The sequence below is a fragment of the Ideonella margarita genome (assembly GCF_038066635.1).
Lineage (GTDB): Bacteria > Pseudomonadota > Gammaproteobacteria > Burkholderiales > Burkholderiaceae_C > Ideonella > Ideonella margarita.
The window spans coordinates 17645-41574 of sequence record NZ_JBBUTI010000014.1 but is presented as its reverse complement, the minus strand read 5'-3'; the positions used below and the strand labels follow the sequence as shown (position 1 = coordinate 41574).

Sequence of the window (23930 nt, the reverse complement as noted above, 5' to 3'; positions counted from 1 at the left end):
GGAGAACAAGAATGGGTCTTTTGAGCGTTGCCATCTGGTTGCCGATTGCTTTCGGCACCCTCCTGCTGGCCCTTGGCAGTGACAAGCAGGCGGGCGCTGCCCGCTGGATTGCACTTGCCGGAGCGGTACTGGCGTTTGTTGTCACCTTGCCGCTGATCAGTGGGTTCGACCCCGGTTCCGCGGCCTTGCAGTTCCAGGAAAACCTGGTCTGGATCGAGCGCTTCAATGTGCGCTATCACCTGGGTGTCGACGGCATCTCGGTGTGGTTCGTGCTGCTCACCGCGTTCATCACGGTCATCGTGGTGATCGCCGGCTGGGAGGTCATCACCGACCGTGCGCACCAGTACCTGGGCGCCTTCCTGATCCTGTCGGGCTTGATGGTGGGCGTGTTCTCGGCAGCCGACGGCCTGCTGTTCTACGTCTTCTTCGAAGCCACGCTGATTCCGATGTACATCATCATCGGCATCTGGGGCGGCCCGCGTCGCGTCTACGCAGCGTTCAAGTTCTTCCTGTACACGCTGCTCGGCTCGCTGCTGATGCTGATCGCGCTGATCTTCCTGTACTACAAGTCGGGTGGCAGCTTTGACATCGCCACCTGGCACAAGCTGCCGCTGGGCATGCCCGCGCAGACGCTGCTGTTCTTCGCGTTCTTCGCCGCCTTCTCGGTGAAGGTGCCGATGTGGCCGGTGCACACCTGGCTGCCGGACGCCCACGTGGAAGCACCGACGGGCGGCTCCGTGGTGCTGGCTGCCATCATGCTGAAGCTGGGTGCCTACGGTTTCCTGCGCTTCTCGATGCCGATCGCACCGGACGCCAGCCATGAATACGCCTGGCTGATCATCACCCTGAGCCTAGTGGCCGTGATCTACATCGGCCTGGTGGCGATGGTGCAGCAGGACATGAAGAAGCTCGTCGCTTATTCGTCGATTGCGCACATGGGTTTTGTCACCCTGGGCTTCTTCATCTTCAACGAACTCGGCGTGGCCGGCGGCATCGTGCAGATGATCTCGCACGGCTTCGTGTCGGGCGCGATGTTCCTGTCGATCGGCGTGCTCTATGACCGCGTCCACTCGCGTGAGATTGCCGACTACGGCGGCGTGGTCAACACCATGCCCAAGTTCGCCGCGTTCGCGCTGCTGTTCTCGATGGCCAACTGCGGCCTGCCGGGCACCGCAGGCTTCATCGGTGAATGGATGGTGATCCTGGGCGCCGTGCAGTTCAATTTCTGGATCGGTGCCTTGTCGGCCACCGCCCTGATCTTCGGTGCTGCCTACACCCTGTGGATGTACAAGCGCGTGTACTTCGGTGACATCACCAATGACCACGTCCGTACGCTGGAAGACATCAACGCACGTGAATTCCTGATGCTCGCCGTGCTGGCCGTGGCGGTGCTGTGGATGGGCTTGTATCCGAAGCCCTTCACCGATGTGATGCACGTGTCGGTCACCGAGCTGCTCAAGCACGTGGCCACGTCGAAGTTGAACTGACGTTGCCGGGATGCACACCATGAATCAAATGAACTGGCTCGTTGTTTCTCCTGAAATCCTGTTGCTGGTGGCGGCTTGCGCCATCGCACTGATTGATCTTTTCCTGACCGACCCGAAGCGCCGCATCACCTTCTGGCTGACGCAGCTGACGCTGGCCGCCTTTGCGCTCATGCATGGCAGCATGCTGAGCCAGGGCCTGGGCGCCAACGGCGCTGCAGCCTCGGTGTATGGCATGCAAGGCCTGGTGGTCTCTGACCCGATGGGCCACTTGCTGGCCCTGTGCGCCGGCATCGCCATGATGATGACCCTGGCCTACGCGCAGCCGTACGCCGGCAGTCGTGATCTGCTGAAGGGCGAGTTGTTCGTGCTGGCGATGTTCGCCTTGCTCGGCATCTCCGTGATGATCTCGGCCAACAACTTCCTGGTCATCTACGTGGGCCTGGAGCTGATGAGCCTGTCGCTGTACGCCCTGGTGGCGCTGCGACGCGATCACGGCGTGTCCACCGAAGCGGCGATGAAGTACTTCGTGCTCGGCGCGCTGGCCAGCGGTTTCCTGCTGTACGGCATGTCGATGATGTACGGCGCCACGCACTCGCTCGACCTGCCGGAGGTGTTCAACGCCATCCAGACCGGCCAGATCAACGCGATCGTGCTGACCTTCGGCATCGTCTTCATCGTGGCCGGCCTGGCCTTCAAGCTGGGTGTCGTGCCGTTCCACATGTGGGTGCCTGACGTGTACCAAGGAGCACCGACGGCCGTCACACTGATGATCGGCGGCGCACCGAAGCTGGCTGCCTTCGCCATCACCATCCGCGTGCTGGTGGAAGGCCTCAGTGGCCTGGCGCACGACTGGCAGCAGATGTTGATCGTGCTGTCGGTGCTGTCGATGGCGCTGGGCAACCTGGCCGCCATCGCCCAGACCAACCTCAAGCGCATGCTGGCCTACTCGGGCATCGCACAGCTGGGCTTCATGTTGCTGGGCCTGACCCCGACCGTCATCGGCGCCAACACGCTGTCGGCAGCCAACGGCTACAGCTCGGCCATGTTCTACGTGATCAGCTATGTGCTGACCACGCTGGGCACCTTCGGTCTGATCATGTTCCTGAGCCGCACCGGTTTCGAGAGCGAAGAGATCAGCGACCTGGCAGGTCTGGCTCGTCGCAGCCCGTGGCTGGCTGGCGTGATGACCGTGTTCATGTTCTCGCTGGCCGGCGTGCCGCCGATGGTGGGCTTCTACGCCAAGTTCGCCATCCTGCAGGCGCTGGTGACGACGGCTGATCCGGCCTACATCACCCTGGCCGTGGTGGCCGTGCTGCTGTCGCTGATCGGCGCGTTCTACTACCTGCGCATCGTCAAGGTCATGTACTTTGACGAGCCCACCAATGACGCACCTGCGCCTCAGCACGGTGGTCTGGGCATCCTGCTGGCCTTCAACGGTGCTGCTGCGCTGGTGCTGGGTCTGCTGCCCGACGGCCTGATGGCCCTGTGCCGTGACGTCATCGTCGCTGCACTGGCTGGTTGAGCGTACGCATGAACCAGACGATCTCGGTGTGGACGGTGCTGGTGGTGGCCATCGTGGCCGCCAACCTGCCGTTCCTCACTGAACGCATCTTGCTGGTCGGCCCGCAGCGCGCTCCGCGCAAGGCGTTTGGCTGGCGATTGGTGGAACTGGTGGTGCTCGGTGCCGCCACGCTGGGCATCGGCTTCGTGCTCGAAGGCTCGATCGGCCAGCGTGCGCCGCAGGGCTGGGAGTTCTACTGGGCTTTCGGTTTCCTGTTCACGACCCTGGCCTTCCCCGGCTTCGTGTGGCGGTACCTGCGCCGCCAGTGAGAGCCATGGCCGACGAGCATCTGATTGAGCCCCTGGTTGAAGCCCACCAGGTGTTCAAGGGCAGCTTTCTGGATGTGCGCCGCGACACGGTGCAACTGCCGAAGCAGCAGGGCCTGGCCACCCGCGAATACGTCCGTCACTCCGGTGCGGTGATGATCGTGCCCATCCTGGACGACGGCCGGCTGGTGCTGGAGCGCCAGTACCGCCACCCGATCGGCCAGGTGCTGCTGGAATTCCCCGCCGGCAAGATCGACCCGAATGAAAGCCAGCTGCACTGCGCCCAGCGCGAGTTGCTGGAAGAGACGGGCTACACCGCTCGTGAATGGGCCTGCGCAGGCGTGATGCACAACGCGCCGGCTTACTCCACCGAAGGCATCGGTATCTGGTTTGCGCGGGGTTTGCAGGCTGGTCCGCAGCAACTCGACCACGGCGAGCACATTGAAGTGGTGCTGATGGAAGAGGCTGAACTCGACGCGCTGGCCGGTCGGGGCGAAATGACCGACGCGAAGTCGCTCATCGCCTTGATGTGGCTGCAGAAGTGGCGAGCCGGGCAATGGCCGCTGCACTGGCAAAGCGCCTGAGCAGCCGGTTCAGGACATTCCCATGAAGGTCTGGAACCTGCGCTGTGGCCAGGGCCACGGTTTTGAGGGCTGGTTTGGCTCTGAGGCTGATTACCAGTCGCAAATCGAGCGTGGTTTGCTTTCATGCCCGCTGTGCGGCGACTTGCAGGTGCAGCGCCTGCCCAGCGCGCCGCGCCTGAACCTGTCTGGTTCGCGCGATCGCCAGGAGGCCTCATCCGGCCCGCAGCAGCCCGCAAGATCTGGCGCTGCGGTTGTTGCACCTGGTCGCGACCGCCCAACAGGCCCGCCCGACGCACAGCACAACACACCGCCAGGCAGGTCCGGCACACCGCAACCCGGCGCCATCACGCCGCCCAACTTCGACGCGATGTCGGAGGCGCTGCAGACGCGTCTGCTGGAAGCCGTGCGCGAGGTGCTCGCGAAAACCGAGGACGTGGGTGAGCAGTTCGCCGACGAGGCCCGGCGCATCCACTACGGCGACGCCGAGGAGCGCGGCATCCGTGGCCAGGCCACGGCAGACCAACGCGCCGAGTTGGCCGATGAAGGCATTGATGTGTTCACGCTGCCGGTGCCAGACTTGCTCAAAGGCCCCACCCACTGAGGTGAGTGGCGCCGCACTGCGGCTCAATCCGGCAGCAGTCGGCCCGGGTTCATCAAGCCCTGCGGATCGAGCGCCTGCTTGATGGCCCGCATCATCTGCAACGCCACCGGTGATTTCCGCCGCGCCAGTTCCTCGCGCTTGAGCACGCCGATGCCGTGCTCCGCGGAGATCGACCCACCCAGCGCACTCACCCGGTCGTGCACCAGCGCGTTCACGAGCGCCTCCTGCTCACGCAGGAAAGTGGCGGGCTCCACGCCTTCGGGGGCCTGCACGTTGTAGTGCAGGTTGCCGTCACCCAGATGCCCGAAAGTCACCGGTCGGCAGCCCGGCAAGGCGGCTTGCAGTGCGGCATGGGTTTCAGACACGAAGGCGGGAATGGCCGACACGGGCAGGGCGATGTCGTGCTTGATGTTCAAGCCGCTCAGCGCCTGTGCCCGGGGTATGGCTTCACGCAGCGCCCAGAACTGCGCCGCCTGCGACAAACTGGTGGCCACCGCGGCATCGGTGATGTCGCCACAGGCCAGGGCATCGCCCAGCAGTTCTTCAAGCTGCCGCTGGCCTTGCGCTTCGGTGGCTGCTGCCAATTCGATCAAGGCCGTCCAGGGTGTGGCCGGCAAGGGCGAACGCATCGGCGGGCACCACTGCTGCACCAGGCCCAAGGCATGCGCCGACATCAGCTCGAAGCCCGTCAAGCCGGCGTCCAGCGCACGGCGGCTGCGGTCGATCAGGCGCAGCGCCGCGTTCAGATCGCTGAAACCGGCCAGCGCGGTCATCACGGCCCCGGGGCGCGGGTGCAGCTTCAAGGTGGCCGCAGTGATCACGCCCAAGGTGCCTTCGCTGCCGATGAAGAGGTCGCGCAGGTCGTAGCCAGTGTTGTCCTTGCGGAGGCCGCTCAGGCCGTGCCAGATCTCGCCTTGCGGCGTGACCACCTCCAGGCCCAGGCACAGCTCACGGGCATTGCCGTAGCGCAGCACCTGCGTGCCGCCGGCATTGGTGGCCAGGTTGCCGCCGATGGTGCAATTGCCTTCGGCCGCCAGGCTCAAGGGGTAGAGCAGGCCGTTCTCTTCGGCTGCTGCCTGTACCTGGGTCAGCAGGCAACCGGCGTCAACGGTGAGGGTGAGGTTGGCTACGTCCACCGCGCGGATGGTGTTCATCCGGCGCAGGCTCAGCACCAGTTGCCGGCCAGTGGCGTCAGGCACGCCGCCACCCACCAGGCCCGTGTTGCCGCCCTGCGGCACGATGGCCACGCCCGCTGCCGCGCAGGCGCGCACCACGGCGGCCACCTCCTCGGTGCTGGCAGGCAGTGCGACGGCCAGGGCTGATCCGGGCCAGCGGCCACGCCAGTCCTTTTCCCAGGGGCTCAGGTCGCCGTCTTCGCGAAACCCGGCAGCGCCGAGCAGCTGCCGCAGATGCGCCAGCAGCCCATCGATGGTCACACCGCGGCCCCGTCCGGGCTGGCGGAAGACGCGGCCAACGCGGCAGCGCGCTTCAGGCGCCAGCGCACCTGCCAGGCACAGGCCGTGAACAGCACGACACACAGCAGCACTTCGATCCAGGCCAGGACCTGGCTGATGCCGGTTTCACTGGTGCCGCGCACCAGGCCTTCGGTGCAGTAGATCCAGACCAGCAGGCTGACCCAGCGGTAGGTGTACATCCGGTGCTTCAGCAAGCCGGCCAGGGGCAGCGTGAGCGGCAGCACTTTCAGGCTCAGGCTGCGGTTGCCGGTGGGGGCCAGCCAGAGCTCCCAGGCCAGGCCCAGAACGATCAGGCCCACGAGGGCGGCCACGGCCGCAATGCGGGTGCCGCGCACGACCGCATCGGCCTTCAAAACTACGGGTTCAGACATGGCTGGCATCATAGCCGCCATGATTTCCCGTTCCGATTTGAAAGGCCACTGGCGCGAGGGCGTGGCAAGCACCCTGCAGACCCTGCGCAACTGGCCCTGGTATGACACCGCACGCATGCTGCGTGAGCGGTTCCGCGAAGACCGCTTGGGCCTGACAGCCGGCAGCTTGACCTTCACCACCCTGATCGCGCTGGTCCCGCTGCTGACGGTGATGCTGGCCTTGTTCACAGCGTTTCCCATCTTCGCCAAGTTTCAGGATTCGCTGCAGAAGTACTTCCTGCAAAGCCTGGTGCCCGACAACATCGCCAAGCCCGTGCTGAGCTCGCTGACGATGTTCGCGAGCAAGGCTAACCGCCTGGGCACCGCGGGCTTGGCCGTGCTGCTGGTCAGCGCCTTGTCCCTGATGTTGACGATCGACCGCAGCCTGAACGCCATCTGGCGGGTGCGCAAGCCGCGTCCCATCGCCCAGCGGGTGCTGGTGTACTGGGCAGCGCTCACCCTCGGGCCCCTGCTGCTCGGCGGCAGCCTGACGATGACTTCGTACGCGGTGTCAGCCTCCAAGGGGCTGGTGGGGGCCATGCCGGGCGGCATCAGCGTGTTTTTCGACGTGGTCGAGTTCGTGCTGCTGGGCGCGGCGGTGGCGGGGCTATTCCATTACGTGCCCAACACCCATGTGCGTTGGCGCCATGCCATCTCCGGCGGGCTGTTCGTGGCCATCGCCTTCGAGGTGGCCAAGCGCGTGCTGGCCTGGTATGTCGGCTCGGTGTCCACCTACTCGACGATCTACGGCGCGTTTGCGACCGCCCCGATCTTCCTGCTCTGGCTCTACCTGAGCTGGGCGATCGTGCTGATGGGCGCGGTGATTGCTGCCTATGCGCCGAGCCTGCAGATGCGGGTCGTGCGGCAGCCGAACATGCCGGGTCAGCGCTTTGCGCTGGCCTTGCAGGTGCTGGGTGTGCTGGCCGATGTGCGAGGCGTGGGCCCGCAGGGCTTGCCGCTGGCCACCGTGGCCGAGCGCCTGCGCCTCGACCCCTTGCAGATCGAACCCGTCGTCGAGATGCTGATGCGCCAGGACTGGGTGGGCCGGCTGGAAGAGGAGGGCGTGCAGCGCATCGTGCTGCTGTGTGATCCGGTTCGCACCCCGGCGACCGAGCTCATCGACAAGCTGCTGCTGAACCCGGATGAGCGCGTGCGCAACTTCCGGGAAAAGGCAGGCTTCGAGCGCCTGATGCTGGCCGATCTGCTCGGCCGCTGAAGCTTGAGCCTCAGGCCGGGTGCAGCACCACCAGCAGCGCCCGCGCCACGGTCTTGGCCGGGTTGTGGATGGCGTGCGGCAGGTCCACCGCGTAGCGCGCGGTTTCTCCGGGCGCCAGCGGGCTTTTTTCAGTGCCGGCGCTGACCTGCAACTGCCCTTCAAGCACACTCAGGTGCTCCATCGAGCCGGGCTCGTGCGCTTGTGAATCCAGCGTACCGCCGGGCTGCACCGTCAGCTCGTACCACTCGAACTTGCCGGCCAGCTCGATCGGCCCGAGGATGCGCAGGTGGCACTTGCCGTCCGGGCTGGTGAGGCCCGGCGTGGCGTGTGCGGCCACGGTGCTGATCGTCGGGCCGGTCGGGCGTTCACCACCCAGCAACTCACCCAGCGGCACGCCAAGGGCATTCGACAAACGCCAGACCACGGCCACCGTCGGGTTGGCCTGGTTGCGCTCGATCTGCGACAGCATCGACTTGGACACGCCGGCTTGCCGCGACAGCTCATCCAGCGAGAGCCCGCGCTCCTGCCGCAAGGCAGCCAATGTTTCTCCAACACGGGGCGGCTCAGCGGGTGGGGCAGAGCGGGAGGCGCGAGAGACGCTGGGCATGTTCGGCGTGGGGGCTTGACGAGGCGGTGGTGTTTTTGGATACTGCACGAATCGTTCGATATATCGAACACGGTGCAATCCATCGAACAACGATGGTAACTGACAAACCTGCCCACACAGCGCCACCACCACACCGCAGCCATGACCACCACTCAAGAGCATCCGTTTTACCGCCACCTGCAACAGGAACTCGACGGCATCCGCGAAGCCGGGCTGTTCAAGGCTGAGCGCATCATCACCGGCCCCCAGGGCGCCGTGGTGCGCACAGCCGATGGCCGCGAGGTCATCAACCTGTGCGCCAACAACTACTTGGGTTTGTCCTCGCACCCGGAAGTGATCGAGGCGGCGCATGAGGCACTGCGTACGCATGGATACGGTCTCAGCTCGGTGCGCTTCATCTGCGGCACGCAAGATCTGCACAAGACGCTGGAGCAGCGCATTGCCCGCTTCATGGGCACCGAAGACACCATCCTCTACGCCGCTGCGTTTGACGCCAACGGCGGCCTGTTCGAGCCGCTGCTGGGTGAGGAAGACGCCATCATCAGCGACGCCCTGAACCACGCGTCCATCATCGACGGCATCCGCCTGTGCAAGGCCAAGCGCTACCGCTATGCCCACAACGACATGGCCGATCTGGAGCGCTGCCTGAACCAGGCCAAGGCCGATGGCGCGCGACACACGCTGGTGTTCACCGACGGCGTGTTCTCGATGGACGGCACCGTAGCGCAGCTCGACAAAATCCGCGCCCTGTGTGATGCACATGGCGCGCTGCTGGGCATCGACGAATGCCATGCCAGCGGCTTCATGGGCGCCACCGGCCGCGGCACGCACGAACACCGAGGCGTGTACGGCCAGGTCGACATCATCACCGGCACGCTGGGCAAGGCCCTGGGCGGCGCCTCGGGCGGCTTCACCACCGGCCGGCGCGAGGTGATCGAGCTGCTGCGCCAGCGCTCGCGGCCCTACCTCTTCTCGAACACGGTGGCGCCGTCCATCGTCGGTGCATCCATCAAGGTGCTCGACCTGCTCGAAGCCAGCACGGCGCTGCGCGACAAGCTGGCGGAAAACACCGCCTGGTTCCGCACGGCCATCCAGGCCGCCGGATTCGACATCAAGCCCGGCGACCACGCCATCGTGCCGATCATGGTGCATGACGCCGTGAAGGCCCAGCAACTCAGCCAGCGTCTGCTGGAACTGGGCGTCTACGCAGTCGGCTTCTTCTATCCGGTGGTGCCCAAGGGCCAGGCCCGCATCCGCACCCAGATGAGCGCGGTGCACGACCGCCACCATCTTGAGCTAGCCGTGGCGGCCTTCACCCAGGCGGGCCGTGAACTGGGGCTGGTGAAATGAGCACGCCCAAGACCCTGATCATTGGCGCCAACGGGCAGATCGGCACCGAGCTGGCCGAACAACTCGCGGCGCGGCATGGCCGTGAATCGGTGGTGACGAGCGATCTGTCGCCCAAGGGCCGCGTGGCCGGCCTGGCGCACGAGGCGCTGGACGTGACCGATGCCTCCGCCCTGACCGCGGTGGTGGAGCGCCACGGCATCACCCGCATCTATCACCTGGCTGCCGCCTTGTCGGCGCGGGGCGAAAAGCACCCGATGTGGGCCTGGGACCTGAACATGAAGGGCCTGCTCAACGTGCTGGAACTGGCCCGCACCCACAAGCTCGACCGCGTGTTCTGGCCGAGCTCGATCGCCGCCTTCGGCCCCACCACCCCGCGTGACGCCACGCCGCAGAAGACGGTGATGGAGCCGACGACGGTGTACGGCATCTCGAAGCTGGCAGGCGAGGGCTGGTGCGACTGGTACCACCGCAACCACGGCGTGGACGTGCGCTGCCTGCGCTACCCCGGTCTGATCAGCTGGAAGACGCCCCCGGGCGGCGGCACCACCGACTACGCTGTGGAAATCTTCCACGAGGCCCTCAAGACGGGCCGCTACACCAGCTTCCTCGGCGCGGACACCGCCCTGCCGATGATGTACATGGACGACGCCATCCGGGCCACGCTGAGCCTGATGGACGCACCGGCCGAGCAGGTGAAGGACCGCCACGGCTACAACCTGGCCGGCGTGAGCTTCACCCCGGCCGAGATTGCCGCGGCGATTGCCCGCGAGCTGCCCGGGTTCGAGATCGACTATGCGCCGGACTTCCGGCAGGCGATTGCCGACAGCTGGCCGCGCTCCATCGACGACACGGCAGCACAGGCCGACTGGGGCTGGCGCCCCGAGTTCGACCTGCAGGCCATGGTGCGCGAGATGCTGACCCAGCTGCGGCCTTTGCTCGTGGCTTGACCTTGCAAAGCCCGAAGCCACGCGCACCGTGGCTTCGGGGGGCTTCAAGCGCCGAGCGCTGCCCGGATGGCCGCCAGCGTGGCCTCCGGTTGCTCCTGCATCTGCGAGTGGCCGCCCGGCACCCGGTGCACACGCGCCCGCAGCGCCGCCGCCAGGGCCTTGGTGGCTTTGGGCGGGGTCATCTGGTCGACGTCGCCCAGCACCAGGTGGGCCGGGCAGGTGACGGCTGCTGCGGCTTCCATGCCGCCCGCATACGCGCCGCACACCTTGAAGTCGTGCTCGAACACATTGGCAGCCGTGTTGGACGCCTGCACGCGCGCCATCAATTGCAGCCCGCCGCCATGCAGCCAGCTGCCGGGGCCAGGGAATCCCGGCTTGGTGGCCGTGCTGGAAATGGCCAGGTTGTTCACCATGGCCATGCCCTGGGCCGGCGTGTCACGCGCGGCTTGCAGCAGGGCATCTGACACCACCATCGGATACGCCGTGCCCACCATCACCAAGGCGGTGGCGCGCTGTGGGGCCTGGCCAGCGGCCGCCAGGGCAATCAACGAACCCATGCTGTGCCCGACCAGGCTGGCTTGCTGAACGCCGAGGGCGTCGAGCGCCGCCCAGGTCCAGTCGGCCAAGGCTTCCACATTCGGCAGCAGCGGGCCGGCTGAGCGGCAGTGGCCGGGTTGGTCCAGCGCCAGCACGCTGTGGCCGTGGTGGGCAAACCACCGGGCCAGCAGCGTCCACACGCTGTGGTCATTCAACGCGCCGTGCAGGAACACCACGCAGGGCTTGCTGGCATCGAACGTTTGCCCGCCGGTGTAGGCGTAAACGGCTTGGCCTCGAACATTGAATTGCATGTCAGGCTCCCGGGGCTTGGTTGGCGGTGCCGGCGCGCTGGGCCGCCTTGAGGGCGCGGCCGAGGTCGTCCAGCAAATCAGCCGGGTCTTCCAGGCCGATCGACAGGCGGATGGTGCCCGGGCCGATGCCGGCGGCCTGCAGGGCCTGATCGTCCATGCGCGAGTGCGTGGTCGACGCCGGGTGAATGACGAGGGAGCGGCAATCGCCGACGTTGGCCAGGTGCGAGAAGATCTTCAGCGCGTCCACGAAAGCCACGCCTTGTGCACGGGTGCCGGCCAGGTCGAAGGTGAACACGGCACCGGCGCCGCGCGGCAGCAGCTGCCGGGCCAGCGCATGGTCAGGGTGGCTGGGCAGCTCAGGGTAGGCCACGCGTGCCACCAGCGGATGCGCTGCCAGGAAGTTCACCACGGCGCGGGTGTTCTCGATGTGGCGAGCCATGCGCAACGGCAGCGTTTCCAGGCCCTGCAGGATCAGCCAGGCGCTGTGCGGGCTGAGGCAGGCGCCAAAGTCACGCAGGCCTTCGCGGCGGGCGCGCAGCAGGAAGGCGCCCACGGTGCTTTCCTCGGTGAACACCATGTCGTGAAAGCCCGCGTAGGGCTCGCACAGGGTGGCGAACTTGCCGTGCTGGTTGTGGGCCGCCTGCCAGTCAAACCGGCCGGAGTCGACCAGCACGCCGCCAATCACCGTGCCATGGCCGGAGAGGAACTTGGTGGCTGAATGCACCACCAGATCTGCGCCGTGCTCAAACGCACGCATCAACCAGGGCGGGGTGAAGGTGGCATCCACCAGCAGCGGCAGGCCCGCCTCGTGGGCCACGGCGCTCACCGCAGGCAGGTCCAGCACGTTCAGGCCGGGGTTGCCCAGGGTTTCACCAAACAGCAGCTTGGTCTCCGGGCGGATGGCGGCGCGCCAGGCAGCCAGGTCGCCTGGTGCCACGAAGGTGGTTTCAATGCCGAAGCGGCGCAGCGTGTAGTGCAGCAGGTTGTGCGAGCCGCCATACAGTGCCGAGCTGGCCACGATGTGGTCACCCGCGCTGCACAAGGTGGTGATGGCCAGGTGCAGGGCGGCCTGGCCGCTGGCGGTGACGATCGCCCCCACGCCACCTTCCAGCGCCGCCATGCGTTCTTCGAGCACGGCGTTGGTGGGGTTGGAGATGCGGCTGTAGACGTGCCCCGAGCGCTCGAGATTGAACAGCGAGGCGGCATGGTCGCTGGACTCGAACACGAAGGACGTGCTCATGTGCAGCGGCGTGGCGCGCGCGCCGGTGGCCGGGTCGGGTTGCGCGCCGGCGTGCAGCGCAAGGGTGTCAAAACCTGGGTTCGAAGCGCCGGGCATAAGGCTTTCCGAGATGTGTCTGGGGCGCCGATTGTGTGCTATGTTGCCCCCCACAACGAAACGACAGAACACCCACGTTCGCAAGGAGATCCGTCATGAAAGTCAGCGACATCCTGCGTGTCAAGGGCAACACCCTCTACACCGTCACCCCCGAGCAGCCCCTGGCGGATGCCGTCAGCATCATGGCTGATCACGACATCGGCTCGCTGGTGGTCATCGGCCACGGTGATCTGGTCGGCATGCTGACCTTCCGCGAGGTCATTTCGGCCATCGTGGCCAATGGCGGCCAGGTCGGCACCACGCAGGTCCGCAGCGTGATGGACGACCATCCGCTGACCTGCACGCCGGAAACCGAGATCGACGAAGTGCGCCGGATGATGCTCGGCCGCCACGCCCGCTACATGCCCGTGCTGAACGGCCGCACCCTGATGGGCGTGATCTCGTTCTACGATGTGGCCAAGAGCGTGGTGGACGCCCAGGACTTCGAGAACCGCATGCTCAAGGCCTACATCCGCGACTGGCCGGTGGAAGAGGGTGCCGAGGGCACCAGCCCGGCCGTCTGAGCCTCAGGCGCAGTTCAGCGCCGTTTGGGTGGATGTGCCGGCCAGCGCCGCTGCGCGCTGGGTCAGCCATTGCTGCAGTTCCGCCGGCGGCAGGGGCTTGCAGTAGTGGTAGCCCTGCACCATGTCGCAGCCCTGGCGCCTTAAGAACTCCGCCTGATCTGACGTTTCCACGCCTTCGGCGATGGTGCCCAGCTTGAGCGCCCGGGCCAGTTGCACGATGGCCTGCACGATGGCGCGGTCGTCAGCGTCGGTGCTGATGTCCCGCACGAAGCTCTGGTCGATCTTCAGCGTGTGGATCGGGAAGCGCTTGAGGTAGTTCAGTGATGAATACCCGGTGCCGAAGTCGTCGATCGACAGGCGCACCCCCAGCGCATGCAGGCGGCCCATCATCGCGATGGCCGCTGCCGGGTTGCCGGTGGCCACGCTCTCGGTGAGCTCCAGTTCCAGGTACTGCGGCGGCAGGCCCACCTCGGTGAGGATGGCCTGCACCTGCTCCGGCAGGCTGGTGTCGCGGAACTGGATGGCCGACAGGTTCACGGCCACCACGGCCGGCGTCAGCCCCTGCGAGATCCAGGCCTGCATCTGCCGCGCCGCCTCACGCATCACCCACTGGCCGATTTCAATGATCTGGCCATTGCTTTCGGCCATCGGAATGAACTCGCCTGGCGAGATCATGCCCAGCTCCGGGTGCTTCCAGCGCACCAGCGCCTCCACGCCCTGCACCTCGCCGCTGCGCATGTCCAGCTGCGGCTGGTAGTGCAGCAGCAGCTCGCCGCGCTCGGTGGCCCGGCGCAGTGCGGCTTCCAGCTGCAGGTGGCGCACCGATTGCTGCTGCATGTCGGCGGTGAAGAACTGCCAATTGCCGCGGCCACCTTGCTTGGCCATGTACATGGCCGATTCGGCACAGCGGCCGAGGGCTTCTGCGTCTTCGCCGTCGGTCGGGTACATCGCAATGCCGATGCTCAGCGTCAGGCTGAGCTCCTGGTCGCGCACCATGCACGGCCGTGACACCCTGCTGAGCAGCTTGGCCGCCACCTGGGCGGCGCCGTCGGCATCGGTGCCCGGCAACAGCACGGCGAATTCGTCGCCGCCCAGCCGTGCCACGGTGTCCACCTCCCGCAGGTGGTCGCGCAGGCGTTGCGCCATTTCCATCAACACCAGGTCACCGGCTGAGCGGTCGAAATTGTCGTTGATCACCCGGAACTGATTCAGGTCCATGTAGAGCAGGGCCAGCGGCTCGTCGTGGCGGCGCGCCGCACTCAGGGCCAGCGACAGACGGTCTGCCAGCAAGTGCTGGTTGGGCAGGTCGGTCAGCGTGTCGAAGTGAGCCTGCTTGAGCAGCTTGAGCTCCGCCTCGCGGGCCTGCGTCACGTCGTTGACGATGGCGATCAGGTGCGTCATCTCGCCGTTGGGGTCGTGCCGTCGGCTCAAGGTGACGCGGGCCACATAGGGCGTGCCGTCCTTGCGCAGGCTGCGCATCTCGCCCTGCCATTGGCCACGAACCTTCAAGGCGCGGCGCATTTCTTCCTGTGTCCGGCCCCCTTGCAGGTTGCTCGCCAGCCGGTGGTAAGCCTCGCCGATCACATCCTCGGCCTGGAAGCCGGTGATGTTCGTGAACGCCTGGTTGACCGACACCACCCGGCCATCGGGATCGGTGATCAGGATGCCTTCGCTGGCTTGCTCGAACACGGCCGCGGCCAGGCGCAGCTTGTCTTCGGCCTGCCTGCGCATCGTCACGTCGCGCGCTTCCAGCAACAGATAGCGAACCTCCTGGCCGTTGGTCGGCGTGACCGGGCGCAGGCTCAATTCGGCATGCCGCATCCCCTGGGCTTGGGGCCCCGCCCGCAGCAGTTGCAGGTCGGCACGGGTGCTCAATCCATCCCGGCATTGCTCCACCGCCGTGCGCAGCCGCGCGGCCTGCTGGGCGTCATGGCAAATGCCCGACAAGGCCCAGACAGCCTGCCCGCGCAGGCTTTCCGGCAATTCACCGAGCCAGACATGGGCGGTTTCATTGAGGCGCACCACCAGGCCGTTGCGGTCCAGCAGCCCGATGAGCTGGTGGCTGTGGTCGAGCATGGCGCGGCTGAGCCGGTCGGTGTCGCTCTGCCGGCGGGTTCGGCTGCGCAGCGCGTGCAGTGCGCCAAGCAGGGCGCAAAGGGCCAGCAGCAGCGTGCCCAGGCCCAGCTTCATCCAGTGGTCGTCACCCACGGGCGTGGTGTTGGTGCCACCGCCGCCACCGGCGGCATGGGCTTGCATGGCCAGCAGGCAGGCGGCCAGCAGCAGCCAGATGGCAGGACGCTGGCGGTGGGAAGTCGGCAGGGCGGACGGTGGTGTGGCGTTGTTCATTCAGCAGCCTTGCCAGTGGCACTGCCTTGCAGGGCCACCATGGACGATGTGATCACTGTCACAGGTTTGTCGCCAATGCAAAGCCGGAAGGCGAGGGGCGTTCACGGCACAGTTGTGCGGAATGCACGGGCCAGCCGCCTAAAATGGGCAGCTTGATCAACCGACTTCGCAACCCGGCTTCCGGCCGGTCGCGCACATTCCATGTCCGGCAGCACCCTCGGCGACTTGTTTCGCGTCACCAATTTCGGCGAAAGCCACGGCCCGGCCATCGGTTGCGTGATTGACGGGTGCCCACCCGGCCTGGCGCTGAGCGAGGCTGACATCCAGCCCGAGCTGGACCGCCGCCGCCCGGGCACGTCGCGCCACGTCACCCAGCGCAATGAGCCGGACGCCGTGGAAATCCTGTCGGGTGTTTATGAGGGCAAGACCACCGGCACGCCGATCTGCCTGCTGATCCGCAACACCGACCAGCGCAGCAAGGACTACGGCAACATCGCCCAGACCTTCCGCCCCGGCCACGCTGATTACACCTACTTGCAGAAGTACGGCATTCGCGATCCGCGTGGCGGCGGCCGCAGCTCGGCCCGCATGACGGCGCCGATGGTGGGCGCCGGCGCGGTTGCCCGGAAGTGGCTGGCGGCGCAGTTCGGCATCGAGATCCGCGGCTGCATGACGGCCATCGGCGAGATCGACATCCCGTGTGACGACTGGTCGCAGGTCAGCCAGAACCCGTTCTTCGCGGCATCTGCCAGCAAGACCGACGAGCTGGAAGCCTACATGGACGCGCTGCGCAAGGCGGGCGATTCGGTGGGGGCCCGGCTGTATGTCGAGGCCAAGGGCGTGCCGGTGGGCCTGGGCGCGCCGCTGTTCGACAAGCTGGACGCCGACATTGCCTACGCGATGATGGGCATCAACGCAGTCAAGGGCGTGGAAATCGGCGCCGGTTTCGAGTCCGTGCGCCAGAAAGGCACCGAGCACGGCGATGAACTCACGCCGCAGGGCTTCCTGTCGAACAACGCCGGTGGCGTGCTGGGTGGCATTTCCACCGGCCAGGACATCACGGTGAACATCGCCATCAAGCCGACCAGCTCGATCCGCAGCCCCAAGCAGTCGATCGACCTGGCGGGTCAGCCGGCCACCGTTGAAACTTTCGGACGCCATGACCCGTGCGTCGGCATCCGTGCCACCCCGATCGCCGAGGCCATGCTGGCCCTGGTGCTGATTGACCACGTGCTGCGTCACCGTGCCCAGTGCGGCGATGTGCAGGTGGATACGCCGCGCATCCCTGGCGCCGTGGCTTGAACAAGCGGCTGGAGCGTGCTTGCTGACGGGCTGGCGGCCTGCGCCGCCGTTGGTCGCTGCTGACGGCAACTCATCGGCGATTCCGTGCAATTCGTCGCGCTGCTGGTGAATTCTGCCTATCCACCCATAAACTGCCCCTCGCTTCAAGAGAGCGACAAACAAGGATGAGCAGGCACAGCATGCAGCAGAAGCGTAAATGGATGGTGGGTGGAGCGGTCGTGGCGGTGGCCCTGGGGGCTGCCGTGGCGATGGGGGTGGGCAAGAAGGGGGCGGACAAGGCCGCTGACGGCAAGCCGCCTGAGCCGGTGATGTCCTTCGCAGCCAACGAAGTGGCGAAGCCTCAGCTGCTGGCCTTGGTCAACAGCATCGATTTTTCAGGGCCGCTGGTGGCGCCCGACACAGCCATCGTCCGTGCCAAGGCCGCCGGCACCCTGCTGAAGCTTCAGGTGTCCGAAGGTAGTCGTGTGCGTGCCGGGCAGGCCCTGGGCACCCTGGACCTGGCTGATCTGACGGCGCGCCTCAACGAGCGCCTGGCCACGGCCGAATCGGCGCGCGCCCAGTTGGCGCAGGCCGATCGCACCCACCAGAACAACCTGCGCCTGGCCGATCAGCAGTTCATCTCGCCCAGCGCGGTGGATGCCTCCAAGGCCGCGCTCGACAGCGCACGGGCCCAGCATGCGGCAGCGCTGTCGCAGGTCGAAACGGTGCGCATCGGCCTGCGTGATGCGGCCCTGGTGGCGCCGATTTCCGGCATCGTGGCCAAGCGCCATGTGGTGCCCGGCGAAAAGGTCTCGGCCGAGCAGCAGGTGCTGACCATCGTTGATCTGGCCTCGCTGGAAATGGCCGGCACGGTGGGCACGCATGAGGTGCCGCAGCTCAGCGTGGGCATGCCGGTCACCATGAAGGTGGAAGGCATGTCTGAGCCGATCCGCGGTGTGCTGTCGCGCATCGCCCCGGCGGCCGACGTCGGCACGCGCTCCATCGGCGTGGCGGTGAAGGTGCCGAACCCGGGCGAGAAGCTGCGGGCCGGCCAGTACGCCACCGCCCGTGTGGCCCTGGCCAACGGCGCGGCGCAGCTGACGGTGCCCACGGCGGCGATCGGCTCGGCATCCGGTCAGCAATTCGTATGGACGGTGGAGGGCGGCAAGCTGCTGCGCCGCACCGTGACCACCGGCCGGCGTGACGCCAGCCTGGGCCTGACCGAAGTGCTGGAGGGCTTGAAGCCCGACGTGATGGTGCTGGCCATGCGCTTCGAGAACCTGCGTGAAGGTGGCGAGGCGAAGTTGACTGGTGCAGCCGCACCTGCGGCATCGGTATCAGCACCTGCATCGAGCGCAGCGGCTTCGGCCTCCGCGCCGGCCGCCTCCTCGGCGTCCTGATTCATCCCCGTCACTGCCAGCCAGAAAGGCCATGTCATGTGGATGACTCGTGTCGCCATCAACAACCCCGTCTTCGCCACCATGGTCATGGTTGCGTTGTGCGTGCTGGGTTTGTTCTCCTACAACCGGCTGGGCGTCGAGCAGATGCCCAACGTCAATGCGCCGGTGGTGTTTGTCTCCATCGCCTATCCCGGTGCTTCGCCGGCCGCGGTGGAAACCGAAATCACCAAGCCAGTGGAATCGGCGCTGAACGGCATTGCCGGCGTCAAGATGATCCGCTCCAACAGCCTGGAAGGCCGGAGCGAAACCACGCTTGAATTCAGCCTGGATGCCGATGTGGCCATCGCCACGCAGGACGTTCGCGACAAGATGGCCGGCGTTCAGGCCGGTCTGCCCAAGGACGCCAAGCAGCCGTTCATCGGCCACTGGGACAACGACAACGCGCAGCCCACCGTCTCGCTGGCCTTGATCGCCACCGATCGCAGCGCGCGTGAGCTTTCGCTGATCGCCGACCAGCTGGTGGTCAAGCGCCTGGAGCGCGCCGAAGGCGTGGCCCGTGTGCAGTCTGGTGGCTTGAACGTGCGCCAGGTGCGGTTTGACCTGAACCCGCAGCGCCTGCGCGCCGCCGGGCTGACGCCTGCCGATGTGGCCGTGGCCCTGCAACGCTCGAACGCCGACCAGCCCGTGGGCCTGGTCAGTGGTGGCAGCACCGACGCCATCGTGCGTGTGGAAGGCCGCGTGCGTGACCCGAAGGAGTTCAGCAACATCGTGGTCTCACGCAACGGCAACGGCGTGATCACGCTGGGTGACCTGGGTGAGCTGGTGGAAGCGGACCGCGAGGCGGATTCCATCTCGCGCATCAACGGCAAGCCGGCCATCAACATCCAGGTGTTCAAGCAGCAGGACGCCAACATCGTCAAGACGGGCGACGCCATCAAGGAAGCCGCAGAAAGCCTCAAGGCCAACCTGCCGCCGGGCGTCGAGCTGCGCATCGTCTGGGCCAGCAGCGACTGGGTGAAGTCGTCGCTCGACGGCGTCAAGCGCACCTTGTTTGAAGGCGCCTTGCTGACCGTGGCAATCGTCTTCCTGTTCCTGCACAGCTGGCGCTCGACTGTCATCACCGGCCTGACTTTGCCAATCTCGGTGATCGCCAGTTTCATCGCCGTGCAGATGTTCGGCTTCACGCTGAACTTCATGACGATGATGGCGCTGTCGCTGTGCATCGGCTTGCTGATCGACGACGCCATCGTGGTGCGCGAGAACATCGTGCGGCACGTGGCCATGGGCAAAGACCACCACACCGCGGCGCGGGTGGGTACCGACGAAATCGGCCTGGCCGTGATGGCCACGACCTTCGCCATCTGCGCCGTGTTCGTGCCGGTGGCCTTCATGAAGGGCATCGTCGGCAAGTTCTTCTTCCCGTTCGGCATCACCGTCACGGTGGCGGTGCTGGTCAGCTTGTTCGTGTCGTTCACGCTCGACCCGATGCTGTCGTCGATCTGGAAGGACCCGGAGAACGACCCGGTGCGCCGCTGGCCCGTCATCCGCCATCTGATTGCGCTGGTCGACCACGGCATGGACGTGCTGCACGATGTGTATGAGCGGGTCATCAAGTGGGCCTTCAGCGGCCGCCGCTACCGCCTGTTCGCCCTGCCGGTGCCGCTGTATGCCCGCCCGCTGGGTGAGAACGGCAAGCGCGACAAGAGCCAGGCCCGCGGCTGGCGCCTGGGCACCATCTCGCCCCGCGGCATCGTGATTGCAATGGCGGCCCTGAGCTTTGTCGTGGCCATCGGGCTGGCCCCGATCATCGGCGCGGAAACCATGCCGCAGACCGACCAGGGCTACACGCAGATCAACATCAAGCTGCCCGTGGGCTCCAGCCTGGAGCGCTCGGACGCCAAGATCCGCCAGGTCGAGGCCATCGTCTCCGGCTTCCCGGAAGTCGAAACCATGACCACCACGGTGGGCGGTGAAAACGGCCGCAACTCGGCCGAGATCGGCCTGAGCCTGAAGCCGCGCAAGGAACGCAAGCGCAGCCAGAAGGAGATTGAAGACGGCATCCGCCAGGCGCTGTCGGCCGTGCCGGGCATCGACATTGCACTGGGCTGGAACCGCCCGATCAACGTCGCCATCCTGGGCCCTGATCCGACCGTGCTCGACCAGATCACGAACGACCTGAGCGCCAAGATCGCCAAGGTGCCGGGCATCACCGACATGGAAACCTCGGTCAAGCCAGGCGTGCCGGCCTTCGCGGTGCGGGTGAAGCCGGATGCGGCACGCGAGTTGGGCCTGAACACCCAGTCGCTGGCCTCGGCCCTGCGCACCTACGTGAACGGTGATGTGGCGACCTACTGGACCACGCCCGACGGCCAGCAGGTGGAGGTGCAGCTGCGCCTGGCCAAATCGGCCCGCCAGACGGTGGAGCAACTGCGTGATCTGCCGGTGGCGTATGCCAAGGACGGCACGCCGATTGCGCTCTCGAGCGTGGCCACCATCGAGCCGGTCGAGAACCCGGTGGTCATCAAGCGCCAGAACCTGGAGCGTCGCCAGGCCATCTATGCGGGCGTCAGCGCCAGCTCGGGCCGGGCTGTGGGTGACGTGAGCGGCGATGTGCAGAAGATCGTCAAGGCGACGGTGCTGCCGCAGGGCTACCGCTTCGACGTGGGCGGCCAGGCGAAAGAGCAGGGCGAGATCTTCGGCGCCATCTTCGCGGCGCTGGGTCTGGCGGTGATCTTCATCTACATCGTGCTGGCCAGCCAGTTCGGCAGCTTCCTGCAGCCGATTGCGATCATGGCTTCGCTGCCGCTGTCGCTGATCGGCGTGATGCTGGCCTTGCTGATCTTCGGCTCGACCATCAACCTGTTCTCGATGATCGGCCTGATCATGCTGATGGGCCTGGTCACCAAGAACGCGATTCTGCTGGTCGACTTCGCCAACCACGCGGTGAAGGCTGGCAAGACGGTGGCCGAGGCGGTGCTGGAGGCCGGCATGATCCGGATGCGTCCGATCATCATGACAACGTCCGCCATGGTCTTCGGCATGTTGCCGCTGGCCCTGGCGCTCGACGAAGGTGGTGAACTGCAGGCACCGATGGGCCGCGCCATCATCGGCGGGGTCATCACCTCGACGCTGCTGACGCTGGTCGTGGTGCCGGTGCTCTACAGCTACCTGGTGCGGCCCGCAGCGATGCGCGCTGCGGCCTTGCGGGCCTCAGAGTCGGGCGAGGGCGCGGCTGCCGCCGAGGCCTGAGGAGCCTGAGTGGCGCGGGGCCGAGGGCCCTGTCGCCGCCAGCTTGGCAGGGCCGGTGCGGCTCGCCGCCGGGTCGGCCTGGCGGTAGATGCCGCAGCCCAGCAGCAGGCGCTCATCCAGGGCCTGCACGAAGCTGGCCTTGGGTTGCACCGCGCCGGTTTCGGGGTTGACGATGTCGTACTCCACCCACTGCGAGCCTTGCGTGGCCGCCCAGGCCTCGCGGGTGAAGCGGTCGCCGTCGATACCCGGTACCTCATGCACGCGCTTGCCTTCCATGGCCGGTTTGGCGGCATGGGTGTGATAGCGGCCCTCGCGGTCGACGATGAAGACATACAGGTCGCGGTCGACAAAACCGGCCTCGGCCTTGTGGAATTCGTTGCAGGCCGCCGCCAGGCCCATGCTGCGCACCAGACCCACGGCCCGGTCCACCAGCGCGCGGGCTTCGTCCGCGCTGCCCTGGCGCAGGCGAATGGCCGCCACGGCATCGCTCAGCACGGTGGCGCGGGCCACCAGATCGCTGGAGGCGTGTGATGATTCCTCGACCATCTGGGCGTTCTGGCGTGTGATGTCGTCCAGGCTGGCCACGCTTTGGCTGACCTGGTGCAGGCCTGCACTCTGCTCGGCGCTGGCGGCCGCGATGCCGCGCAGGCGCTCGGACACATTGCGCACGCCGGCCACCACGGTGGCCAAGGTCTGGCCAACCTGCTGGATGCGGGTGACCGACTGCCCGACCTGCTCGGTGGATTGGCCGATCAGCTGACGGATTTCCGCCGCCGCCGACGCGCTGCGCTGGGCCAGTTGCCGAACCTCGGACGCCACGACGGCAAAGCCGCGGCCGGCCTCGCCAGCGCGGGCCGCTTCGACGGCTGCGTTCAACGCGAGGATGTTGGTCTGGAACGCAATGCCGTCGATCACGCCGATGATTTCGGCTACGCGGCGTGAGCTGTCCTCCAGCGTGCCCATGGCCTTCACCGTGGTGTCCATGGCGGCACCACCGGCTTCCGCTTCCTTGCGCAGCTTCAGGGTCAGGGCGTCCAGCTCTTGAGCTGCGCTGGCGTTGGTGGCCACGGCTTCACTCAGGTGCGCCACCGTGGTGATGGTCTGCTTCACGCTGGTCGCCTGGGCCTCGGTGCGCTGTGACAGGGCTTCGCCGCTGCCCGCCACCTGCTGGCCCGCCAGGCCCACCCGCACCGCGCTGCTGCGGATTTCGGCCACCATGGCCGAGAGGCGTGAGCTCATCGCCTCTACCTGCCCGCCGATGCTGGCCAGCTCGTCGCGGCCATGGATATCGATCTTGCGGGACATGTCGCCCTGGGCCACGGCTTCGACACAGCTGGCCAGGGCACGCAGCGCACCCATGAAGCTCAGGTAGAAGGCCAGGCCCAGGTAGAGCAGGGCAATCACGCCGCCCGTGGAGACCAGCAGCTCGATGGCCAGCGTCTTCAGCAGCCGCGCTTCCCGTAGCTGCAGGCGCTGGTTTAGGTCCTTCAAGACCGCGCTGTGCAGTTCCACCACACTCGCCAGCGCGCTGTCACCGGCACTGAACAGCTCGGCGGGTTCGCCCTGCAGGCTTTCAGCGGTGAAGGTGTCGCGCACCTTGCGGGCGAACGCGCTGCTCTTGTCGCGCGCCGTGGTCCAGGCGGCAGGGGCTTCCACACCAGCGCGCGACAGCGCAGCGAGGCGAAGCTCAATGTCGTGCAGCTTCACGGCCAGTTGTTCGGTGCGGCCCAGCACGCTGGCACGCTCGGCGCTGCTGGCATCGCCACGGGCCAGCAAGGCGCTGCCGTAACCCACGGTCTGGCCCAGGGCTTCCGACCACGGCGTCATGCGCTCCACGGCCAGGTCCATCAGAAAGTAGGTGTCGGCGTCCGGGTCCAGCAGCAAGCCGCTGCGTTCGGCCACCAGCAAGATGATCTCGCGCAGCCGCTCGATCTGCGCCGTTTGCTCCTCGAAGGCCTGGTCGCGCCGCTGGGCGTGCTTGCCGTCGGCCAGTGCCAGGCTGGCTGAAGCAGCTGCCGCCCAGTCGTCGCCCAGCAGGGGGCCCGGCGCCATCGTCTCGGTGTGTGTTTTCAGCGCGGCCCGGGTTTCGGCCAACGCGGCTGCGGCGGTAGCGTCGCCGTTCAGCTGCCTGTGCAGCAGTGTGCGGTGGCGTTGTGTCTCGTTGATCAGCTGCCCGATTTGTTCGATGACGGCGGTACCGTCCAGCTCTTCACGCACCAGCTTCAGCTCGTCGGTGGCGCGGCTGGAGTTGTGGATGATCAGCAGCAGCAAGGGCAGCAGCAGCAACAGGCCCAGCAGGCTCAGCTTCGCCGGCATGCGCATCTGGCGCATCAATCTTGTGCCGGGGCGCATCAGCGCACGTGTCCATCTGGCCATGTCTGTTCCTTGAGCGGAGATCTTGTG

Annotated in this window: 19 protein-coding genes; 12 read left to right on the top strand and 7 right to left on the bottom strand. The window is 66.6% G+C overall.

Features of this window, described 5'->3' with window-relative positions:
• Positions 1–11 precede the first annotated feature (11 nt).
• The 5 genes from AACH00_RS17545 to AACH00_RS17525 are packed head-to-tail and all read left to right on the top strand — an operon-like array spanning position 12 to position 4499.
• The gene (locus AACH00_RS17545) at positions 12–1487 is read left to right on the top strand and encodes an NADH-quinone oxidoreductase subunit M (protein ID WP_341400473.1); all 1476 of its coding nucleotides are present in this window, start codon (positions 12–14) and stop codon (positions 1485–1487) included.
• A gap of 19 nt (positions 1488–1506) precedes the next feature.
• Complete coding sequence (nuoN, locus tag AACH00_RS17540; protein WP_341400472.1) at positions 1507–3009, top strand: NADH-quinone oxidoreductase subunit NuoN; 1503 nt, start codon at positions 1507–1509, stop codon at positions 3007–3009.
• A gap of 8 nt (positions 3010–3017) precedes the next feature.
• Complete coding sequence (locus tag AACH00_RS17535) at positions 3018–3317, top strand: DUF2818 family protein (protein ID WP_341400471.1); 300 nt, start codon at positions 3018–3020, stop codon at positions 3315–3317.
• A 5-nt stretch (positions 3318–3322) separates the two neighbouring features.
• Positions 3323–3898, top strand: a complete 576-nt coding sequence (locus tag AACH00_RS17530) for an NUDIX domain-containing protein (RefSeq protein ID WP_341400470.1) — start codon at positions 3323–3325, stop codon at positions 3896–3898.
• 22 nt (positions 3899–3920) lie between these two features.
• Positions 3921–4499, top strand: coding sequence for a DUF1178 family protein (locus AACH00_RS17525; protein WP_341400469.1), 579 nt, complete (start codon positions 3921–3923; stop codon positions 4497–4499).
• A gap of 23 nt (positions 4500–4522) precedes the next feature.
• On the opposite strand, the gene AACH00_RS17520 is transcribed toward AACH00_RS17525, so the two are convergent.
• Together AACH00_RS17520 and AACH00_RS17515 are read right to left on the bottom strand one after the other, a co-directional pair.
• Complete coding sequence (locus AACH00_RS17520) at positions 4523–5929, bottom strand: FAD-binding oxidoreductase (protein ID WP_341400540.1); 1407 nt, start codon at positions 5927–5929, stop codon at positions 4523–4525.
• 2 nt (positions 5930–5931) lie between these two features.
• Positions 5932–6345 (bottom strand): DUF2069 domain-containing protein, encoded by a 414-nt coding sequence (locus tag AACH00_RS17515; protein WP_341400468.1) that lies wholly within the window; start codon positions 6343–6345, stop codon positions 5932–5934.
• Positions 6346–6364: 19 nt separating this feature from the next.
• Between AACH00_RS17515 and AACH00_RS17510 the strand changes: the two genes are divergently transcribed.
• Positions 6365–7600 (top strand): YihY family inner membrane protein, encoded by a 1236-nt coding sequence (locus AACH00_RS17510; protein WP_341400467.1) that lies wholly within the window; start codon positions 6365–6367, stop codon positions 7598–7600.
• A gap of 10 nt (positions 7601–7610) precedes the next feature.
• Here AACH00_RS17510 and AACH00_RS17505 read toward each other — a convergent pair whose 3' ends face one another.
• Positions 7611–8207, bottom strand: coding sequence for a helix-turn-helix domain-containing protein (locus tag AACH00_RS17505; protein WP_341400466.1), 597 nt, complete (start codon positions 8205–8207; stop codon positions 7611–7613).
• Positions 8208–8348: 141 nt separating this feature from the next.
• On the opposite strand from AACH00_RS17505, the gene kbl reads away from it, so the two are divergent.
• Positions 8349–9557, top strand: a complete 1209-nt coding sequence (gene kbl, locus AACH00_RS17500; RefSeq protein ID WP_341400465.1) for a glycine C-acetyltransferase — start codon at positions 8349–8351, stop codon at positions 9555–9557.
• Positions 9554–10504 (top strand): NAD-dependent epimerase/dehydratase family protein, encoded by a 951-nt coding sequence (locus AACH00_RS17495; protein WP_341400464.1) that lies wholly within the window; start codon positions 9554–9556, stop codon positions 10502–10504. Before kbl ends, AACH00_RS17495 begins: the two co-directional genes overlap by 4 nt.
• Positions 10505–10548: 44 nt before the next feature.
• On the opposite strand, the gene AACH00_RS17490 is transcribed toward AACH00_RS17495, so the two are convergent.
• Positions 10549–11352, bottom strand: coding sequence for an alpha/beta fold hydrolase (locus tag AACH00_RS17490; protein ID WP_341400463.1), 804 nt, complete (start codon positions 11350–11352; stop codon positions 10549–10551).
• Position 11353: 1 nt separating this feature from the next.
• A complete protein-coding gene (locus AACH00_RS17485) occupies positions 11354–12688 on the bottom strand; it encodes an O-acetylhomoserine aminocarboxypropyltransferase (protein ID WP_341400462.1) in 1335 nt (444 codons plus the stop codon).
• 95 nt (positions 12689–12783) lie between these two features.
• On the opposite strand from AACH00_RS17485, the gene AACH00_RS17480 reads away from it, so the two are divergent.
• Positions 12784–13251, top strand: coding sequence for a CBS domain-containing protein (locus tag AACH00_RS17480; RefSeq protein ID WP_341400461.1), 468 nt, complete (start codon positions 12784–12786; stop codon positions 13249–13251).
• Positions 13252–13254: 3 nt separating this feature from the next.
• Here AACH00_RS17480 and AACH00_RS17475 read toward each other — a convergent pair whose 3' ends face one another.
• The gene (locus AACH00_RS17475) at positions 13255–15597 is read right to left on the bottom strand and encodes a putative bifunctional diguanylate cyclase/phosphodiesterase (protein WP_341400460.1); all 2343 of its coding nucleotides are present in this window, start codon (positions 15595–15597) and stop codon (positions 13255–13257) included.
• A 201-nt stretch (positions 15598–15798) separates the two neighbouring features.
• Here AACH00_RS17475 and aroC point away from each other — a divergent pair, with 201 nt between their 5' ends.
• From aroC to AACH00_RS17460, 3 genes are all read left to right on the top strand, one after another.
• Positions 15799–16899, top strand: coding sequence for a chorismate synthase (gene aroC, locus AACH00_RS17470; protein ID WP_341400459.1), 1101 nt, complete (start codon positions 15799–15801; stop codon positions 16897–16899).
• Between the two features lie 179 nt (positions 16900–17078).
• Positions 17079–18278: an efflux RND transporter periplasmic adaptor subunit gene (locus AACH00_RS17465; protein WP_341400458.1), complete on the top strand. Its 1200-nt coding sequence runs from the start codon at positions 17079–17081 to the stop codon at positions 18276–18278.
• Between the two features lie 36 nt (positions 18279–18314).
• A complete protein-coding gene (locus AACH00_RS17460; protein WP_341400457.1) occupies positions 18315–21527 on the top strand; it encodes an efflux RND transporter permease subunit in 3213 nt (1070 codons plus the stop codon).
• Here AACH00_RS17460 and AACH00_RS17455 read toward each other — a convergent pair.
• Positions 21489–23903 carry a methyl-accepting chemotaxis protein gene (locus AACH00_RS17455; RefSeq protein ID WP_341400456.1) on the bottom strand — a complete coding sequence of 805 codons (2415 nt, stop codon included), beginning with the start codon at positions 23901–23903 and terminating at the stop codon, positions 21489–21491. The two genes, AACH00_RS17460 and AACH00_RS17455, sit on opposite strands and share 39 nt — an antisense overlap.
• Positions 23904–23930: the final 27 nt, after the last annotated feature.

Bases quoted from the DNA above. Each gene is read 5' to 3' on its own strand.
- AACH00_RS17485 (WP_341400462.1), bottom strand. From the start codon at position 12,688: ATGCCCGGCGCTTCGAACCCAGGTTTTGACACCCTTGCGCTGCACGCC.
- AACH00_RS17545 (WP_341400473.1), top strand. From the start codon at position 12: ATGGGTCTTTTGAGCGTTGCCATCTGGTTGCCGATTGCTTTCGGCACC.
- AACH00_RS17480 (WP_341400461.1), top strand. From the start codon at position 12,784: ATGAAAGTCAGCGACATCCTGCGTGTCAAGGGCAACACCCTCTACACC.
- AACH00_RS17535 (WP_341400471.1), top strand. From the start codon at position 3,018: ATGAACCAGACGATCTCGGTGTGGACGGTGCTGGTGGTGGCCATCGTG.
- AACH00_RS17530 (WP_341400470.1), top strand. From the start codon at position 3,323: ATGGCCGACGAGCATCTGATTGAGCCCCTGGTTGAAGCCCACCAGGTG.
- aroC (WP_341400459.1), top strand. From the start codon at position 15,799: ATGTCCGGCAGCACCCTCGGCGACTTGTTTCGCGTCACCAATTTCGGC.
- nuoN (WP_341400472.1), top strand. From the start codon at position 1,507: ATGAATCAAATGAACTGGCTCGTTGTTTCTCCTGAAATCCTGTTGCTG.
- kbl (WP_341400465.1), top strand. From the start codon at position 8,349: ATGACCACCACTCAAGAGCATCCGTTTTACCGCCACCTGCAACAGGAA.
- AACH00_RS17460 (WP_341400457.1), top strand. From the start codon at position 18,315: ATGTGGATGACTCGTGTCGCCATCAACAACCCCGTCTTCGCCACCATG.
- AACH00_RS17525 (WP_341400469.1), top strand. From the start codon at position 3,921: ATGAAGGTCTGGAACCTGCGCTGTGGCCAGGGCCACGGTTTTGAGGGC.
- AACH00_RS17455 (WP_341400456.1), bottom strand. From the start codon at position 23,903: ATGGCCAGATGGACACGTGCGCTGATGCGCCCCGGCACAAGATTGATG.
- AACH00_RS17475 (WP_341400460.1), bottom strand. From the start codon at position 15,597: ATGAACAACGCCACACCACCGTCCGCCCTGCCGACTTCCCACCGCCAG.
- AACH00_RS17495 (WP_341400464.1), top strand. From the start codon at position 9,554: ATGAGCACGCCCAAGACCCTGATCATTGGCGCCAACGGGCAGATCGGC.
- AACH00_RS17465 (WP_341400458.1), top strand. From the start codon at position 17,079: ATGCAGCAGAAGCGTAAATGGATGGTGGGTGGAGCGGTCGTGGCGGTG.
- AACH00_RS17505 (WP_341400466.1), bottom strand. From the start codon at position 8,207: ATGCCCAGCGTCTCTCGCGCCTCCCGCTCTGCCCCACCCGCTGAGCCG.
- AACH00_RS17515 (WP_341400468.1), bottom strand. From the start codon at position 6,345: ATGTCTGAACCCGTAGTTTTGAAGGCCGATGCGGTCGTGCGCGGCACC.
- AACH00_RS17510 (WP_341400467.1), top strand. From the start codon at position 6,365: ATGATTTCCCGTTCCGATTTGAAAGGCCACTGGCGCGAGGGCGTGGCA.
- AACH00_RS17490 (WP_341400463.1), bottom strand. From the start codon at position 11,352: ATGCAATTCAATGTTCGAGGCCAAGCCGTTTACGCCTACACCGGCGGG.